The following is an 18,193-nucleotide window of genomic DNA, read 5'->3' as shown; positions in this document are numbered from 1 at the left end:
CCCAGCCCGCGCGCGGCTATCGCTACGGGTGGGCGATATGGAAGAAATCCAGGACCGTATCGGTGGTCCACTCCGCTTTCACCAAACCGGAATGGTCCGTGGCCCCGCCATTCCACGTGTGCGTGCCACCGTGGATGGTGTACTGCTCGGTGCGCGCATCACATACCCGCCAGGTGAAGTGCTCCACCGCTTCTTTCCGACGCCGCTTTGGAAACGGATTGCACCCATTCTCCCTCGCGATTCCGCGTAGCGATTGCTTCACCGAGCGGTAGTGCGCGCCGTGCTGGTGCCCGCCACCGTATTTCATGAGCACGTCGTCCGTGCCGTGAATATCGAGGTAATCGGTGGGCTCACTGGCGCAGTCTTTTTCCACGCGGTCATACTTGGCCGCCGAGACCGTCGCCACCGCATCGAATAGGCCCGGCCGCTTGCAGGTCACCGCGCGGACGAATCCGCCGCCATTGGAAAAGCCCACGCCATAGGTGGTCTCAGAAGCCGGATAGTGACGGCGGACGAAATCAATCGTGTCATCCACGTACTTGAGGTCATCGTCCAAGCTGGTTACCGCATACGGTGCCGGCGCCCACGCCTTGCCCGCGCCTTGGACGAACACCGTGATGGCATCGCCCTGGGATAAGTCGGTGCCTTTGAACATGTTGCCGGCGTCCATCTCATAGCCGTGCATCGCCACGACCACGGGCAAGCGGTGGTGCTTATCCGCATTAAACGGCACGTGGACTACAAAACTGCGATGATTTTGTAGGTTAATGATCTGGTACTGGCCATTGGCCGTTGTGCCCTGGTCCGGCAGCGTGGTGATATAGCCATCGGCCACGCCTTGCGATTCATTCGGCACGCTGCCCGGCTGCGGCGGTTCTTCCTCGCACCCCGCCATGAGTCCGGCGGCCGCGCATAACCCAGCGCACAGGGCCAGTGTTTTCTTGCCGATTTTAATCACGGGCGCGCAGCTTCACCGCCGTGCCGGTGGCCGTGACCATCAGCATGTCATTCGACGTTCCCATGGGCGAATAATCGAAGGCAATGCCCACCACACCATCGGCCCCGAGCTCCTGACCGCGACGCCACAATTCATCGAGTGCCGCCTCACGCGCCTTGATGGCCTCGCTCTCGTACCCGGCGGAGCGCCCACCGGTGATATTGCGGATGGATGCCCCGAAATCCTTCAGCATATTAATACCGATGACGGTCTCTCCGGCGATAATGCGGATATAGTCCGTAATCTCATAACCATCAACGGTATTAGTAGTGGTAAAAATCATGGATCCAGATTACATGGCTATAAGTCCACGCACGCCCTCAAAAAGGATGATGACACCGAGCAAGAGGAAGACCACGCCGCTGACAATATCCACCCAGGCGGAGTTCTTAGCCATCCACTTTGAGACCGCACGAGTACTCAAAGCCACGCCGACAAAAAGCACGAGGCTTTCCAGAATCAATACGGCACCCACCATGAGATTGGCGACGATGCCCATGCCGGGATCAATGAAATTGGCAAAGATGGCGCCGAAGAAGATGACCACCTTAGGGTTCGAGAGATCGCAGATAAACCCCATGCGATAGGCGGTGCCGGCCTTGATAATGCCGTCCGGCGTAAACCCGCGCGGCTGCGGGGCGCGGGTTTCGGTGCCCACTACGGTTGCGGGTGCGCGGCGCTCCTTGATGCCGCCGGTAATGGCGGTATAGGCCATCCACAGCAGGTAACAACCACCGAGAACCTGCAGCGCCACGAGGATGCCAGGGTGCGCGGAAATCAGCGCAGATAGCCCCGCCAAGGAGGCCACGGTCCAAATGGTAAGGCCGGTGGTACTACCAAGCGCCGCCCATACGGCTGCGCGCGTAGAACGCGCACCTAAGCGAATGATTTGCACTACGTCTGGGCCCGGCGAGGCCATCGCCGCGAACCACACGCCCATTAAGGTCACCAGGGCGCTAATAGCCACCTAACACCTCCATACTCGCATGCGATTGGATTAACACATGCCACTATAAGAACCCTCTCACCTGCAGCGAAACAGGTAAGTTCTGTGATGTAGGTAGCTCCTATATCAACTCTTTTATAGAAATCCACTACCTGTACTAACCGAAGAGCTCGATAGCGCCCTCCACGACCATAATGAATCCCAGCACCGCAAAGATAAGACCAGAAACGATATCGATGGTCGCGAAATGATGCGCAATCCAGCGCGATGCTGCGCGCACAATGAGCGCAAAGGTAGAAAACCATGTCACGGACATCGCCACGGGGATTACCGTCACCGCAACGGTCCAAGTGGGCGACATATCGGGGCGAATAAACTGCGCGAAAACCGCGCCGAAGAATCTGCATCTAGTCGGTTACGGCAACTGGAACGGCGAGGGCTCGGCAACGCTGATGAGGGTGGGGTCCTTTGCCAAACACACTGCCCAGGTAGTCACGGGCTGTGTCGATGAGACTCGGCAGCACTCCGAATGGATGTCCGCGGTATCAAGGCCGCTGAACTATTCAAGTTGCGGGACAAAAAGAGTCTCGCAGTGACGCTTGGTCCCTGAGCAAGTTCGATCCTTCCACGATCTGCGCTGGAGACGCGGAGCGCTCGGGGACCCTTGACCGGCTGGGGCACGTGCCGGGTGGTGGCTCGCCCACAGCCCCCGTGCCCACCCGCACCGAGAAGGGACAGGTCACCGAGTACGATCCCGATTCCACGGCGACGGACTATGAACTCGAATGACGTGCCTGTCCCAAGGTGTGGACGCTCGGCGTGTGGTTTAACCCTTATGAGACTTGCCGGTCGCAGCCTCAGCGCTTCGCTTGCGCAGCCCGCAGGCCGTTCAAGATCACGATCACTTCGGCGACCTCGTGAACCAACACGACGGCGGCCAGACCCAGCACGCCGCTGATCGCCAGTGGCATCAACACGATGATGATGGCCAGAGACAGCACGATGTTCTGGTTGATGATCCGGCTTCCTCGGCGGGCGTGCTGCAGCGCCTTCGGGATTAGCCGGAGGTCGTGGCCGGTGAAGGCGACGTCAGCGGACTCGATCGCGGCGTCAGAGCCGGTCGCTCCCATCGCTATGCCCACCGTCGCACCCGCCAGTGCTGGCGCGTCGTTGATGCCGTCGCCGATCATCGCCGTCGGCGTCTTGGAGGAGAATTCAGCGACGATGCTTGCCTTGTCCTCAGGGCGCAGCTCGGCGCGCACGTCGTCGATTCCGGCGATTCCAGCCAGCGCCCGGGCGGTGCGAGTGTTGTCGCCGGTGAGCATGCTTACTTCCACATCGTTGGCGTGCAGGGCCTGCACGGCTTCGGGCACCTCGGGCCGCAACTCGTCGCGGACCCCGATCGCCCCGGCGAGGGCGTCATCGACGGTGACCAGGACGCAGGTCTGGCCCTCGGACTCCATGCGCTCAACGTCCGCTTTCAGTGGCCCGGCGTCGATCCATCGGGGGCTACCCACCAGCACCCGTCGGCCTTCGACGGTGCCGCCAATGCCATGCCCAGCTTCCTCGCTGATGTCCGAGGCGGTGGGTGCTTCGGGCCCCGCTGCCGCGATCGCCGCGGCGAGGGGGTGTGTCGATTGCTGCTCAACTGCTGCCGCGAAGGAAAGCACCTGCGTCCGATCGAACCCGTCTGCCGGGACCACGCCGGTAACCTCAGGCTGGTTGCGGGTAAGGGTTCCGGTTTTGTCCACTGCCAGGTGACGGATGCCACCGAGTCGCTCGAACGCCGCGCCGGACTTGATGACCACTCCGAACTGGCTGGCCGCGCCGATCGCGGCCACGACCGTCAGCGGCACGGAGATTGCCAGCGCGCACGGCGACGCTGCGACCAGGACTACCAGCGCACGGGTGATCCACGTCTCAGGGTCGCCCAGCAGCGAGCCGATAACGCCGACCAGCACCGCCAGGATCATCACCCCGGGCACTAGGGGTTGGGCAATCCGGTCGGCGATCCGGGCGCGGTCGCCCTTTTCCGCCTGCGCTTGCTCGACTAGGTCCACGAGTGTGGTCAGCGAGTTGTCCGTTCCAGCTGCGGTCGTCTCGACCTCCAGCACCCCGGCGGAGTTGATCGCTCCCGCAGGCACTTCGTCGCCGGGCGCAACCTCCTCCGGAATGGATTCTCCGGTGATCGCTGAGGTGTCAAGGCTGGAGCGCCCGGACCGAATGATGCCGTCCGTGGCGATCCGCTCCCCGGGGCGAACGAGCATTAGCTCGCCAACCTCGAGGTCCTTCGCTGCGACCTCGGCCGCTGTGCCGTCGCGCAGCACCGTCGCGGTCTGCGGTACCAGCTTCAACAGTGCCCGCAGTCCGCCTTGGGCCCGGTCCATCGCCTTGTCTTCCAGTGCTTCGGCGATCGAGTACAGGAACGCTAGCGCCGCGGCCTCTCCGACGAATCCGAGGATCACCGCGCCGACCGCGCTGATCGTCATTAGCAAGCCAATGCCGAGCTTGCGCTTCGTGACAAGGTTCCGGATCGCTCCAGGCGCGAACGTGTAAGCGCCCAACAGCAGGCCAACCCAATACAGTACCGTCGCGGGCGTCTCCAAGTCGGACCAGTCCAGCGCCAGTCCTGTTATGAGGGCTACGCCGGAGAAGATCGGCAGCAGTAGCTCAGGGTCCTTCCACCATGGCCGATCGAGCTCGTCAATCTCCGTGACGGGTTCGTGTTCGCATCCACATGCTGAACTCATGCGTTCGTTCCTTTCTCGCCGCAGTCGGGCACCGAGCACTCAGTGTCGATACAGGGGGCATTCTCGTCGACGGCCAGCGTCGCGTGGACCAGCGCTTCGAGCGCTGCCGCGAGGTGGGGATCGGCGATTTCGTAGCGGGTCTTGCGGCCCTCCGGCTCAGCTACGACAATGCCACAATCGCGCAGGCAGGATAGGTGGTTCGAGACGTTCGAGCGGGTCAGATCCAAGCTTTGCGCGAGCACGGCCGGGTAGCTCGGACCGTCTAGTAGGGTTAGCAGGATTCGGGAGCGCGTCGGATCAGCCATGGCCCGGCCGAGCCGGTTCATGACGTCGAGGCGCGAAGCAATAGTCAGCATGCGCTGAATTATGCAGTATGCAATGAACTATTTAAAATGGGCTAAACTAACAGTCACGCGAAAGTCCTGCCACCTGCAAGAATTAGTCGATGGGATAGCCGATGACTGGTCCTTCGCGGTTCGGCTGCCAACCCAACGCGGAGGCGACGTGGGCGGCGAAGCCATAGCCTTCAAGCTATATCGCAGGAAAATTCCATTTCACGGTCGGTATGGGCCTTTTGCAGTTGGTTAATTCGAAATTCGTTCACCATCTCCTTAGCCACCCGCACGATTAACGCGGTGTTTCGCCATCTTCGCGCGAGGCGAGTAGTTCCTTCAGGTGTGTATCGATGTCATCGAGCTTTTTAATAACGGCAACGGCGAAAACGATACTAATGACTAAAGCGATAATGCTGAGCATCAATGCCTTCCTTTACTCTGGTGCCCCATTACAGTGGACCTAGTTCCTTGCGAGGCGATTAAATCATGGTTCTGGCCCAGCGGATAGGGAGCAACGGTGAGGCCAAGGGGGACGTCGGCAAGCAAAAGCGCCGCGCCCCCAGGAAAAGGGAACGCGGCGCTACAGCCATCCAGCGGGAGGCTGCTTAGTGGTCAGCGCCCTGGATGGAGTGCTTGTGATCGCGGACTGCTTCGCCCTCAGCGTAGAGCGGCATATCCTGCTTGGCCTTGTACCACTCAGCGTGGTTTGGCTCCAGCGGGGTGCGGCCGGCGATGAGGTCAGCGGCCTTCTCGCCCACCATCATGGTTGGGGCGTAGATATTGCCGTTGGTCACGGAGGGGAATACGGAGGCATCTGCAATGTAGAGGCCTTCGACGCCCCATACACCCATGGTGTCTGGGTTAACCACGGCCATAGGATCGGACTCCGCGCCCATCTTGGCGGTGCACGATGGGTGCAGCGCGGTCTCGCCATCGTTGCGGACCCACTCCAGGATCTCCTCGTCGGTCTGGACATCCGGGCCCGGGCTGAACTCGCGGGCGCCTATCTCTTCCATAGCCTTGGTATCCAGCAGGGAGCGGGCAACGCGTACGGCCTCAACCCACTCGCGGCGGTCCTGGTCGGTCTTCAGGTAGTTGAAGAGGATGGACGGCTTGTCGTGGATATCGGCGCTCTTGATGTGAACGTGGCCCTTGGTATCGGAGAACATCGGGCCCACGTGCCACTGGAAGCCGTGCTTGACGTCCGCCTTCTGGCCGTCGTAACGCACGGCCATCGGCAGGAAGTGGAACATGAGGTTCGGGTAATCCTCGTTCTCATTGGAACGCACGAAGCCGCCGCCCTCGAAGTGGGAGGTAGCAACCGGGCCCTTGTGGGTCAGCAGCCACTGCAGGCCCATGAACGGCCAGCGCCACTTATCCAGGTAAGGCTGGGAGGAAGCAGTGGACTTGGTGGTCTCATACTGAATGTAGACCTCGAGGTGGTCCTGCAGGTTCTCGCCCACACCCGGCAGGTGCTTGACGACGTCGATGCCATGCTTCTCCAGAATCTCACGGTCACCAATGCCGGAGATTTCCAGCAGCTGCGGGGTATTGATGGCACCGGCGGACAGGACGATCTTCTCGGCATAGACGCGGTGAACGCCGCCCTGCCACTCGTACTCGACGCCGACGGCCTTCTGGCCCTCGAAGAGGATCTTGGTGGTGAAAGCGCGGGTGCGGATCTCGAGGTTCTCGCGATCCATGTTGGGGTAGAGGTATGCGCGAGCAGCGGACCAACGCTTGCCGTTCTTAATATTGCGGTCGAACGGAGCGAAGCCTTCCTGGCGGTAACCGTTGACGTCATTGGTCAGGTTGTAGCCGGCCTCCTGCACGGACTTGAACAGGGCCTGGAAGAGCTCGGAGGTAGCCGGACCGCGGGAGAGGTACAGCGGGCCATCGTGGCCACGGCGCGGATCGTTCGGCTCAGCCGCAGCGGCGGTTTCCATGCGGTTGAAGTACGGCAGGCAGTGGGCGAAGTCCCAGTTCTCCATGCCCGGGTTCTGGCCCCACTTCTCATAGTCCATCGGGTTACCGCGCTGGTAGATCATGCCGTTGATGGAAGAAGATCCGCCGAGAACCTTGCCGCGGGCATGGTAAACGCGGCGGCCGTTCATCTCCGGCTCCGGATCGGACTCGTACATCCAGTCATAGTTCTTTGCACCAATCGGGAAAGAGAAACCGGATGGCATGTGAATGAACAGATCCCACAGGGAATCTGGGCGGCCAGCCTCAAGGACCAGCACGCGGGTGTTCTTGTCTTCGGTCAGGCGTGCGGCGATGACGGAGCCTGCGGAGCCACCGCCAACGACGACTACGTCGCTTACTTCATCGGTGACCTTTTTAGCGGAACGCTTCTTGGTCAGCTTGTCCATAAAACCCATAAATCCCCTTCTTTCTGTGAAATATTTCACACGTCAAGATTGCCCCACCGGAAGTGAAAATATTGTAATTTATACAAAAGTCTGTATTTATTCACATCGCCTTATGTGCGGGCACTATCTCCAGAGTACACATCCCTCTAGAAGTTTGCCCATCTTAATGTATATTTACCTTGTCCGGATGGATGTCTCTGGAGATGAAATCCGAAGTCTTTGCGCATAGTTCGCCCGAATATGATTCATTTCACTCACCTATCTCTCCCTGCGATCTTGTGAGCATTTTGGGGCACCCGTGCGAAAGATTCGACCCAAACCAACCAACAATAGGAGAAGTAGATGGCTAACTTTGACCCTCACGATCCTGAGGAGTCTCACACTTCAAGTAAAGACCCCCAACAAGGGGGTAAAAACACCTCTCTCGCAACCCCCTCTGGGGATACCAAAAAGCGCAGCCCGCGCTACCAAGTCCGCGCCCTCGTCGGCAGCTATAAGGCAGAAACCGGCGATGATGTAGGCGCGGGCGAGGTCCCCGCACCCAAGACCAACTGGCCGGTATTTATTATCTCTGGCGTGTTGATCATCGCCATGGTGCTCTACGCCGGCTTTGGCCGTGAATCAGCGGCGGAGACCCTGGCCAATGTCACCGGCTGGATTGGTACCAACCTCGGCTGGTTCTACGTTCTCACCGCCACCATCGCCGTGGTTTTCGTCCTTTATATTGCCATCTCCAATGCCGGCAATATCCGCTTAGGCCCAGACCACTCGCGGCCCAAATTCAATACTTTCTCCTGGGTGTCCATGCTCTTTGCCGCCGGCATTGGCGTGGACCTCATGTTTTTCGCCGTCGCCGAGCCGGTCACCATGTACATGGCGCCGCCCGTGGGCGAGGGCGAGACTATGGAGGCCGCCAAGGAAGCCGTGGTCTACGCCATGTTCCACTATGGCCTGACCGGCTGGGCCCTCTACGCCCTGATGGGTATGGCCTTCGGCTACTTTGCCTACCGTCTGAATATGCCGCTGGCTATCCGCTCCGCGCTCTACCCGCTCATCGGCAAGCGCGTGCACGGCCCTATTGGCTCCGCTGTCGACATCGCCGCCATGCTGGGCACCGTCTTCGGTGTGACCGCCTCCCTGGGTATCGGCGTGGTGCAGCTGTCCTACGGCATTCACCTCATCTTCGGCTTTGAGCAGGGCTTCGGTCTGCAGGCCGCGCTCATCATCATCGCCATTACTATTGCGACCCTCTCGGCCGTATCCGGCGTGGATAAGGGCATTCGCTTCCTCTCCGAGCTCAACGTCTACCTGGCCATCGCGCTGATGGTTTACGTCGTCGTCTTTGGCAAAACCGCGTATCTCTTCGATGCCATCGTGACCAATATCGGCGACTATGTCTCGAAGTTCCCATCTTGGACCATGGAGACCTTTGCCTTCGCCGAGGACCAGGCGGCCGCCGATACCTGGATGCAGTCCTGGACCCTCTTCTTCTGGGCATGGTGGATTGCTTGGGCGACCTTCGTTGGTCTCTTCTTGGCCCGCATCTCCCGCGGCCGCACCCTGCGCCAGTTCATCTTCGGCACCCTCACCTTCCCGTTCCTGTTCATCCTGATGTGGATGTCCTTCTTCGGCAACACCGCCTTGGACATGGTCCGCTCCGGTGACTACCCCGAATTCGCCGAAAATGCGATCAACGTCCCTGAGCAGGGCTTCTACGATATGTTGCAAGAGTTCCCGGGCTCTGCCATCGTCATTTTCTTGACCACGTTCATCGGCCTGCTGCTCTACATCACCTCGGCCGACTCCGGCGCGTTGGTGATGTCCAACTTCACCTCCCGCATTACCGATAACCGCCAGGACGGTTCCCGCTGGCTGCGCATCTTCTGGTCCGTGACCGTGGGTGCACTGACCCTGGCCCTGCTGCAGATCGATGGCATTGCCACCGTGCAGTCCGCGACCGTCGTCATGGGCCTGCCTTTCGCGTTCGTGGTTTACCTCATCATGTTCTCGCTGTGGAAGTCTCTGCGCCTGGAAAATATCCAGCGCGAGGCCCGCACCACCGCTATGCATGGCGTGATTTCTTCCCGCACCGAGCGCGAACCGGCCAACGCCGACCTCTGGAAGAGCCGCCTCGACCGCGCCAATACCTTCCCCTCCAAGCAGGAGATGGATACCTACCTGCGCGAAACCGCTACCTACGCCCTCCAGCAGGTGGCAACGCACATGCGCAGCCGCGGCTACGATGCCCTCTTGCTCACCAGTGAGCTTCCCGACGTCGAACTTCCCCAGCTCGACCTCGAAGTTAAGCTGCACAATGAGCGCATGTTCCGCTATCAGCTCTTCCCGGTTGCGGCCGAGCGCCCCGACTTCAGCACGGGCGAAGGAGACCAATACTACCGCCTCGAGGTCTACGATATGACCGGTTCGCTGGGCTATGACGTCTACGGCTATTCCGAGAACCAGATCATTAATAACGTGTTGGATCTCTACGAGCGTCACCTGGCCTTCCTGCACATGCAGCAGACCCAGCCGGGCGATTCCGATGTCTCCGATGGCGCCGAGCCCGAGCGCACTTGGCGCGAAGATAGCTAAGCTGGCCATTACAACTACCTCTATGAGAGAAAGGTTGCTTTTCACTTGAGCACCCAGAACACTTTGTTCGACCCCACCCAGACCGAGTTGCTGAAGGGCGTACATGCCGACGGCGCCCCGAAGTCCCTTTTCATCAACGGTAAGTGGGAAGCCGCCCAGAGCGGCGAGACCCGCACCATCATCTGCCCGGCCGATGGCTCCACCGTGGGCCTGGTTTCCGAGGCCTCCGACGAGGACACCGAGCGCGCCATCAAGGTTGCACGTGAAACCTTCGACAACGGTGAGTGGGCCAATACCCCGTCCGCCGAACGCGGCAAGATCGTCATCCGCGTGGCCGATTTCATCCGCGAGCACAAGGAACTTTTCGCACAGGCCGAATCCGCCGATACCGGCAAGCGCTACGAGGAATCCCTGGGCGATATGGATGACATCGCCAACGCCTTCGAGTTCTTCGGCACCCTGGCCCAGCACCAGGCCGGCCGCGTAGTTGACCCGCAGGATCCCAACCTGCGCTCGCGCATCGACGCCGAGCCCGTTGGCGTCTGCGGCCTGATTACCCCGTGGAACTACCCGCTGCTGCAGGTCTCTTGGAAGGTTGGCCCGGCCCTGGCAGCCGGCAATACCTTCGTCCTCAAGCAGGCGGAGCTCACCCCGCACACTGCCATGCTGCTCATGGCCGCCCTCAAGGAATGCGGCCTGCCAGACGGCGTAGGCAACCTCATCACCGGTGCGGGCGCTAACTGCGGCAACCCGCTGTCCCAGCACCCGGATGTGGACATGGTCTCCTTCACCGGTGGCCTGGTCACCGGCAAGATCATTGCCAAGAATGCGGCTGAGACCGTCAAGCGCACCGCGCTCGAGCTCGGCGGCAAGAACCCGAACGTCATCTTCGCCGATGCGGACTTCGACGTCGCCGTGGACAACGCCCTCAATGGCGCCTTCTTCCACTCCGGCCAGGTCTGCTCCGCAGGCTCCCGCATCGTCGTGGAAGAGTCCCTGCACGATAAGTTCGTCGACGCCCTGGTAGAGCGCGCCAATAAGATCAAGATCGGCGGCCCGACCGATGACAAGGCCGAGACCGGCCCGCTCATCTCCGCCGATCACCGCGAGAAGGTCGCCGCCTACGTGGACAAGGCGCGCGAGCAGGGCGCCAGGATCCTCACCGGTGGCCGCGCCGCTACCAGCGAGGACACCAACGGCCAGCACGGCACCGGCACCACCGACCTGGGCGCCGGCATCTACTACCTGCCGACCATCATCGATGGCGCTACCCGCGAGATGGATTGCGTCCACGACGAGGCCTTCGGCCCGACCGTGACCATCGAGACCTTCACCACCGAGGAAGAAGCCATCGAGATCGCCAACGACACCGAGTACGGTCTGGCTGGCGCCGTCTACACTTCTGACGCCGGCCGCGCCGAGCGTGTTGCCCGCGCCCTGCGCCACGGCACCATCTGGATCAACGACTTCCACCCCTACCTGCCGCAGGCAGAGTGGGGCGGCTTCAAGCAGTCCGGCAACGGCCGCGAGCTTGGCCCCACCGGCTTGGCTGAGTACCAAGAGCACAAGCACGTGTACCAGAACCTCTCCCCTGCCGCTTGGGATCAGTTCGGCCTGCAGTAACTAAGCCAGCCACATAACAGTCAGCCCCCGCGCTCTTTCCGAGCAGCGGGGGCTGGCTTTTTGTATGCGGCCAACGCGAACTGATTATGCAGTAACAGCATCTTCCAGCTCGGCCAGCAAGGAATTGGTGCGTTCTACCTTGGCATCTACAGGGCGGAATTCGCCGTCGGTCCAGTCGGTGAAGAAGCCAAAGTCCAGCTGATTGCGAAGCTGCGGCATGGAGAAGTTGACCACGATAGTGCGCCATGCTTCCACGCCGCGGATTGCGCCCGCTGGACCGTAACCGGCGAACGCAACCGGCTTACCGGTCCACTCCCCGGCCAAGCAGTCGAAGGCATTCTTGAATGGACCCGGCACGGAGCGGTTGTACTCCGGGGTAACAAATACGAAACCATCGCAGGCATCCACTGCATCAGACCAAGCTTGCACCTTTTCATCTGCATACTGCTTATTAGCGGTGGCAGGAATGACGTCAGTGGTCAGCAGCGGAACATCAAACTCCTTGAGATCCAGCAGGGTGTACTCCACCCCATCCTGGCGCCCCTGGGCAAGATCATAAAGCCACTCACCCACTACCTTGCCGGCCGAGCTATCACGGGTAGTGCCGATGATGATGCCGATACGAGACATAAGAGAACCTTCTTTCCTTCAAGCTTTATGTAACGTCCCTAGCTTACCGCCCGTGCCGAAACTTGTCTGATAGTGATGTTGATACGTCCTTCACTCAATCCGCACCCCTCCGGCAACGTGCCGTCATTAACGCGCACCACCCCGTGGTAGGCAAAGCGCTTTGACCCACCAAAGACCACCAAATCCCCAGAGCACAGCGTGATATCATCCCACGGCCGGGTGCGCGACTCGGTATGCCCCATACGGAAAAGTGCCTCATCCCCAATGGAAAGCGAAATCACCGGCGCAGGTGATTCCTCAAAGGCATCCACGTGCATACCCATGGCTGAGCCCGGCGGATAGTAATTAACTAGCGCCATCTCCGGTACAAAAGTCTCCACCCAGGACTCAAGTTCAGGAGCCACTTCGGCCGCGGCGCGCAGCGCTCCCGGAGCAATCCGCTGCAGGCTCTCCGGCACCGGCGGAACCCGCGTGCCGTCCATAATGTCTACATACCGATGGCTGGGATAATGCCAATACCTGCCCAAATGCAGCTGAAACACGCTCATTTGCCCGCCGGATTTCAGCCGAGGCCGCACCATCGCCATCGGCGTAGCCGCATACTCGCGCGCAATGCCGCGCATCTCTTCTACCAAGGCCTTCTGCTTATCGACGCCCGCCCATCCCGGCACATGCCCCACCCCCGGAGCTACACGCACGCTCGGCCGCGGCAGCGAATCAAAAAGCATGACCTCACCCTAACCCAACGCCCCGATAAATCGACCAAGACCTATTATCCTCGCCAAGGATCAGAATCTGTTCAAGACCAATAGGTCCAAGCCTAGGGCGCCTCACGCGGGTTTCACCGGCTGGTTTATCTGGTTCCAAATGGCCTATTGAAGTGCCCCAGACCACCACTGCACACGGCCCGTAGGAACACAACAACCTCGACTTTCTCACCAGCCTCGAACTAGGCGAGGAGGCTCCTACCGGCTACCAGACCGTGGATAACGCACACGACACCCAGAGTGAGAACAAGGCACCAGAGCTGGAAGCACAGCATGAAGACGATTAGGACGCCGAACTCTAATCACACCGGAGCCGGAACAGGATTAGTCCTTAGTCGGTGCTTTCCCAGAAATCATCCGGGATAGCCTCTTCCAACTCACGGTCTAAATACTCGATGGCTTCCTTCTCGCTCATGCCCTGGCTCATTAACTCATCAATCATGTAATCGGTCGCAGCGTTTAACTTCTGCTGGGAAATATCCCGCAGACTCGGCCCTCGCCGCTGACCATCGTCAGCGGTAGTGGGGTTACCCGCAAGTCGTGGACCCGTTGTTAAGCTGCTTAGGGGTTAAGCAGCGGCCTTCTTATTACCGTTTTGATTAGCGAGCTGGGCTTCGAAATCAACGGGGCTTACCATCCCGATGGACGAGTGGCGACGGCGCCGGTTGTAGACGATCTCAATCCAGCGACCCACCGTCTTCCGGGCTTCGTTGCGGGTTTGTCATTTCTTCCGATCGTAAAATTCGGTCTTTACTATCGACCAGAACGACTCGGCCATCGCATTGTCAAAGCAGACACCAGTACGGCCGACCGATTGTGCAATCCCTAGTTCTTGTCAGACCTGCCACAGCTGTTCGCTGGTGAACTGGGTACCACGCGGGATGTAAGCCATGCGCAGTGCACGTTCGACCAGGTAAGAATCCTGCACACTATCCATGGACCAGCCTAGGACTCGGCGGGAGTGTCCATCGCGGATAACACATAGGTACAGCTAGCCCTCATTCGTGCGCAGATGGGTAATATCCGACATCAACACTCGATTAAGCTGGCCTTGATCAAATAGGCGTTTTACCAGGTCTACAGGCGTGAACTTCTGCTTGGATTGAATTGTCGTTACGGGAACAAACGCCCTGGGTGAGATGCCCTCAATACTCATCATCCGCAGGCGTTTGGCCACGGTTTAGCGATTGACATAGACCCCATCCTCAGAGAGTTCTGCACTAATCCGTGGGGCACCGTAGACTTCGTCAGAATCTTCCCAGATGTCATGAATTTTCCTGTCTAACTTGTCGAGGAATCTCTGACGCTGATTTCACCACGAAGCCGTACTGCTTGAGCCTTTTGCCATTTATAGTAGCCAGAATGGGAAACCTCTAATAACCTGCTCATCCGTTTTATGCTGTAGTTCGCCTTCTCCTGGTGTAGTAGCTCAAATTTTTCCGATCGCGTTGCCTCAAAGCGACGAAGGCGGTGCCTTTTGACAAGAACTCACTATCCATCTTGGCCTCAGCTAACTCACGACGCAGGCGAGCGTTTTCGGCTCGTATATCGACATCACTGCGGCCATCTACCGAGCCTTGGCGTTCCCGCTCGAGTGTGACCCACCTGCCTAAAATTGTGGCTGATACGCTAATTTCCTTAGCCACATGAGCGATTGGGTGCCCGGACTCAATGACCAGTCTGGCAGCCTCCTGCCGGTACTCCGGGGTGTACTTCTTCCCTGACGAACTCACAATGAACACCCACTCCTACAGACACAAGATCCGTACTAATAGGGTGTCCACTAAACGAGGGTAACCTCATTCTTTGCTTGCCCTCAACCGGTGTCCATCTCCTCTGAACGCTTGCCTCTGCTTCTGGCGTGACGCAGCGATTAGTGCCCACTGGGGGTAGCGGTTCTTGGCATCGAGATCATGCCCGTGGCACGCAGCCCAAGGAAAAAGGGGCGGGCTCAGCGTTGTGTGCTGAGCCCGCCCCTCCTTTATGTGCCTACTACCTAGGTCAGGTGGCGCGATGCACGCGCCACTCCCCTGCCTGGTTTTACCGCTTAGGTGGTCTTACGGCGGCCGAGCAGGAGGCCCGCGCCTGCGAGCACGGCACCAATGAGCCCCACGAGGGCCACGCCGTACCCGCCGGTCTTCGGGAGCTTACCGGCAGTGGTGTCCGCCACCTGCAGGATCATCTTATCGCCTTGGCCACTCACTTGGATTTGTCCGCTGCTAGTGCTGACCGCAGAAATCTTATATTGCTTAGTCTGCTCATCCACTGAAATCTGAAACTCGACCGGCTGGGCCAGCAGGTTGAGCCCCTTAGGAGCCTTCGTTTCAACGAGGAAGAACGTACCGGTCGTCTTCACTTCGATAGACTCCTGCCCGGGCTTGATGGTGTAGAGCTCTCCAGCGCTGTAGTCCGGCTGGCCTCCCTTGGACGGGTAGATCTTGAAGGTCGCGCCACCCAGCCCAGACATCTCCACGATCTTATCGCCGTCGTACTGAGCCTTCTTGAAGGTCAGCTTGCCCGGCGGAGTTTCCGGCTGCTTGTAGTTATCAACTACGCAGGAAACCGAAGACAGCTTCTTATCTTTCTCGCTCATCTTGACCTTGAAACCGAACTCACCGTCATTTGTGACCTCAACCGGTTTCGTTACCCCGTCACGGGTTTCGGTACACACGGCATTCTTGTCATTCCTCTTATAGAGGTTGAAACCCGGTTGCTGTGTCTCTACCAGAGTCAGTTGCTGCTCTTGTTCGCTCATGATGTTCCAGGAGGCAGTGCCAAGGTCCCTGTCGGCCGAGGACGTTGCCTTCAGCGACCTCCGAACGAGCTCGCCATTACCTGGGTCGATGATGTCCTGGCCACCGGTAGAGAGGGTGAACTCCCAACCTGGGGCACCGTCTTCAAGAACCTTGCCGTTTTCATCGACAATGCGCTTCTTGACGGTCACCACACCGTTGCATCGTGTGGTTACGTCTTGGGCGATTGTTTTCATCTGTTCCGCAAGATTGCTGTAGTTAGACACCCTCACCGTGTCACCAGTGCCCGAGATATCCTCGCCCATGGTCTCGACACCACGTGCACCGTAGGTCCACCTAGACATGTCCGAAGTAACTGTGTTTGACCTCCCATTAGGCATCCGTTCAAACACCTGCAGGGCCTGGCTGCCTGCCGCGTCGTACGCCATTTTCAGATTCGCCAAGGTGTCGGTGTTGATGTAATTGGCGTGCAAAGCCTTCGGGTGATCACTTCGAATTTTGTAGTAGAGGCCTGGGGCTTGTCCCGGATCTGCTGTCCAGCCAATCCGCTTGGCGTCTTTGAGCACCAGATCATTCTGCACAACAGGGCGTTGACCGCTTCGTCCGCCAAGTGTCAGATCAACCATGATCGGAACAACACGCGTACCGGCAGCTTTGAGTTCGTTGGCGGCCTTGATCGCGTCGTTGAGAGCACTAGCCTGAACGAACTCGCCACCGATGCCCTTATTCTTGATTGTCGAAGAGGTCGTGGGCATACCATCAGTGATGAAGTAGACCACGTCGTAGTCCTGTTCCTTGACCTGCTTCAGACCCGCTTCCCAGTTCGTAGCACTGTTATTTCCGTTATAGCTCCAGTTATTGACTACGTCCTTTGCTCGCTGGACGCCCTGCTCCGACTGCATTGAAATATAGGGTGGGTTCTGACCGTGTGTCGTTCCCGCCTGGTTAGCCGGACCGCTACTTGCGAAGTTATAGATTCCGAGCTCAGCTGGGGTGCCCTGCAGGGAATCGATGAATGCATTCGCGGCCTTTTTGGATGCCTCGAAACCATCAGTATCTGCGTAGCGGAGCGATGTCGAAAGGTCTGCTACAACCGCAATTCGGAGCCCACAGCGCAGGGGAAGCTCCGGGTTAGGGACACGTCCGTTAACCCACTGAGCTCCATCCGGCGGAGAGATAATCTCTGGTGGTTTTGGTGTGCTCTCATTCGCGCCATACACATCAAGAACGACCTTCAAATTCTTGTTCTCCGAGAGATTATTAGTGAAGGTGAATACCGCATCCTTCGGTACAACGGCAGAGTCAACCGGTTTACCATCCTTTACCGGAACAACGTCCATGGTGATGAAGCCGTTGCCAATATTGACGTTGCGTTTCTGCAAGGTCACACCTGGCTCAATCTGATCCAGGGTGAGGTTGTACTTCTGCGGATCCAAGAAAGTCGCGTCAGTCTCGATACGCACGGTTGCGTACTTCATGTGAGATTCCGCAGTCACCTTAGCCGTAAAGGCATTGGGCTTGGTCGGATCTACTGGGTCAGCTTTAACTGCAAACTCGTGGCCGATGGCATCAAAGTGACGCCCTTCGACCGCCGGTGGCTTGGGGTCTTCAGAAGAATCTGAACAGTCTTTCACCTCGCCGCTGAAGTCGAAGGACCACTCGGTCTTTGCACCGGCAGCGAACTGGTATCCGTTCTGCGGCTTCGCCGTGACCTTAACGGTGGCCTTTTTGCCCTCGTAGAAATGCTGACCGGCTTGCTTGCGCTCGCCACCAATGAAGTAGTCGACACCCTTCGTGTCTGGAATGTTGATGTAGCCCTTCTCAACACACGATGGCGCGGTGGCTGGATCAACTGCGGTTGGCGCCGCAGGAGTCACGGACGCCCCCGGGTTCGGTTCCGGAGTTGGCTCTGGGTCAGGCTGCGGCTCCGGGTTCGGCTCGGTTGGCGGAGGGGTACTGCCGCTCAAAGTCCCCTTCGGGCTAACGGACACCGTTCCCGATACTTTAGGCGCAGTAAAGTACGGCGAAATTCTAATGATTTCGCCCTTTTTCACTGCAATATTCAGACCATCATGGGTAACCGTCAACGGAGCTTGCTGTGCACTGCCCGATGGTGAAATTTTCGGGGAAAGTGTAGTGTTCCCGACTTTCAGCTCGTATGCCTTCAGCCAGCCAGAACCACCAATTTGAAAATCAAGGCTCGTGATCGTGGCGTCTTCCTCAACCGTGAACTCGAACGGCGGGTTGTACTTTCTGGTATCCAGGTCTTTGAAGTCTCGCTTCTGCGGGCTCACCGGGATCGCCGTGGTCTGCGCCTGCGCAACAGGGGCCGGCAGGCTCGGTAGCGCGCCCGGGATAGCGACGCCGAAAACCAGCGCAAGCGCTGCGGTTAGCGCGGCCGCTACACCCATGAACTTTGTTTTCATTG

Annotated in this window: 13 protein-coding genes and 1 pseudogene; 2 read left to right on the top strand and 12 right to left on the bottom strand. The window is 59.0% G+C overall.

The window, feature by feature from the left end; all coding sequences use genetic code 11:
- Positions 1 to 22 precede the first annotated feature (22 nt).
- The 8 genes from QP971_RS07835 to betA form a co-directional block, all read right to left on the bottom strand.
- A complete protein-coding gene (locus QP971_RS07835; protein WP_284811246.1) occupies positions 23 to 958 on the bottom strand; it encodes a CE1 family esterase in 936 nt (311 codons plus the stop codon).
- Positions 951 to 1,280, bottom strand: a complete 330-nt coding sequence (locus QP971_RS07830; RefSeq protein WP_049358954.1) for a YbjQ family protein — start codon at positions 1,278 to 1,280, stop codon at positions 951 to 953. The genes QP971_RS07835 and QP971_RS07830 overlap by 8 nt, the downstream gene beginning before the upstream one ends.
- A gap of 9 nt (positions 1,281 to 1,289) precedes the next feature.
- On the bottom strand, positions 1,290 to 1,964 hold the full coding sequence (locus tag QP971_RS07825; protein ID WP_284811247.1) for a LysE family translocator: 675 nt from the start codon (positions 1,962 to 1,964) through the stop codon (positions 1,290 to 1,292).
- Between the two features lie 136 nt (positions 1,965 to 2,100).
- On the bottom strand, positions 2,101 to 2,304 hold the full coding sequence (locus QP971_RS07820; RefSeq protein WP_239273691.1) for a hypothetical protein: 204 nt from the start codon (positions 2,302 to 2,304) through the stop codon (positions 2,101 to 2,103).
- A gap of 496 nt (positions 2,305 to 2,800) precedes the next feature.
- Complete coding sequence (locus tag QP971_RS07815) at positions 2,801 to 4,693, bottom strand: heavy metal translocating P-type ATPase (protein WP_269953826.1); 1,893 nt, start codon at positions 4,691 to 4,693, stop codon at positions 2,801 to 2,803.
- Positions 4,690 to 5,049, bottom strand: a complete 360-nt coding sequence (cmtR, locus tag QP971_RS07810) for a Cd(II)/Pb(II)-sensing metalloregulatory transcriptional regulator CmtR (protein WP_049377085.1) — start codon at positions 5,047 to 5,049, stop codon at positions 4,690 to 4,692. The genes QP971_RS07815 and cmtR overlap by 4 nt, the downstream gene beginning before the upstream one ends.
- 271 nt (positions 5,050 to 5,320) lie before the next feature.
- A complete protein-coding gene (locus tag QP971_RS07805) occupies positions 5,321 to 5,449 on the bottom strand; it encodes a chemotaxis protein (protein WP_284811248.1) in 129 nt (42 codons plus the stop codon).
- Positions 5,450 to 5,633: 184 nt separating this feature from the next.
- The gene (gene betA / locus QP971_RS07800; protein ID WP_284788328.1) at positions 5,634 to 7,409 is read right to left on the bottom strand and encodes a choline dehydrogenase; all 1,776 of its coding nucleotides are present in this window, start codon (positions 7,407 to 7,409) and stop codon (positions 5,634 to 5,636) included.
- A gap of 333 nt (positions 7,410 to 7,742) precedes the next feature.
- Between betA and betT the strand changes: the two genes are divergently transcribed.
- Both betT and QP971_RS07790 read left to right on the top strand, forming a co-directional pair.
- Entirely contained in the window at positions 7,743 to 9,992 is a 2,250-nt protein-coding gene (gene betT, locus QP971_RS07795) for a choline BCCT transporter BetT (protein ID WP_269953828.1), read from the top strand.
- A 45-nt stretch (positions 9,993 to 10,037) separates the two neighbouring features.
- The gene (locus QP971_RS07790; RefSeq protein WP_284811249.1) at positions 10,038 to 11,615 is read left to right on the top strand and encodes an aldehyde dehydrogenase family protein; all 1,578 of its coding nucleotides are present in this window, start codon (positions 10,038 to 10,040) and stop codon (positions 11,613 to 11,615) included.
- Between the two features lie 84 nt (positions 11,616 to 11,699).
- Here the strand turns inward: QP971_RS07790 and QP971_RS07785 are convergent, their stop codons facing one another.
- The 4 genes and pseudogenes from QP971_RS07785 to QP971_RS07770 form a co-directional block, all read right to left on the bottom strand.
- Positions 11,700 to 12,245 carry an NADPH-dependent FMN reductase gene (locus QP971_RS07785; RefSeq protein ID WP_239279321.1) on the bottom strand — a complete coding sequence of 182 codons (546 nt, stop codon included), beginning with the start codon at positions 12,243 to 12,245 and terminating at the stop codon, positions 11,700 to 11,702.
- 38 nt (positions 12,246 to 12,283) lie between these two features.
- Complete coding sequence (locus QP971_RS07780) at positions 12,284 to 12,973, bottom strand: alpha-ketoglutarate-dependent dioxygenase AlkB family protein (RefSeq protein WP_239279322.1); 690 nt, start codon at positions 12,971 to 12,973, stop codon at positions 12,284 to 12,286.
- Between the two features lie 607 nt (positions 12,974 to 13,580).
- Positions 13,581 to 14,754: pseudogene (locus tag QP971_RS07775) on the bottom strand (IS3 family transposase).
- 305 nt (positions 14,755 to 15,059) lie between these two features.
- A complete protein-coding gene (locus QP971_RS07770) occupies positions 15,060 to 18,191 on the bottom strand; it encodes a SpaA isopeptide-forming pilin-related protein (RefSeq protein WP_284811252.1) in 3,132 nt (1,043 codons plus the stop codon).
- Positions 18,192 to 18,193 lie beyond the last annotated feature (2 nt).

The sequence above is a fragment of the Corynebacterium marquesiae genome (genome assembly GCF_030229635.1).
Taxonomy (GTDB): Bacteria; Actinomycetota; Actinomycetes; order Mycobacteriales; family Mycobacteriaceae; genus Corynebacterium; species Corynebacterium marquesiae.
The sequence above is the reverse complement of the archived record's forward strand: the minus strand, read 5'-3'. Positions and strand labels throughout refer to the sequence as shown.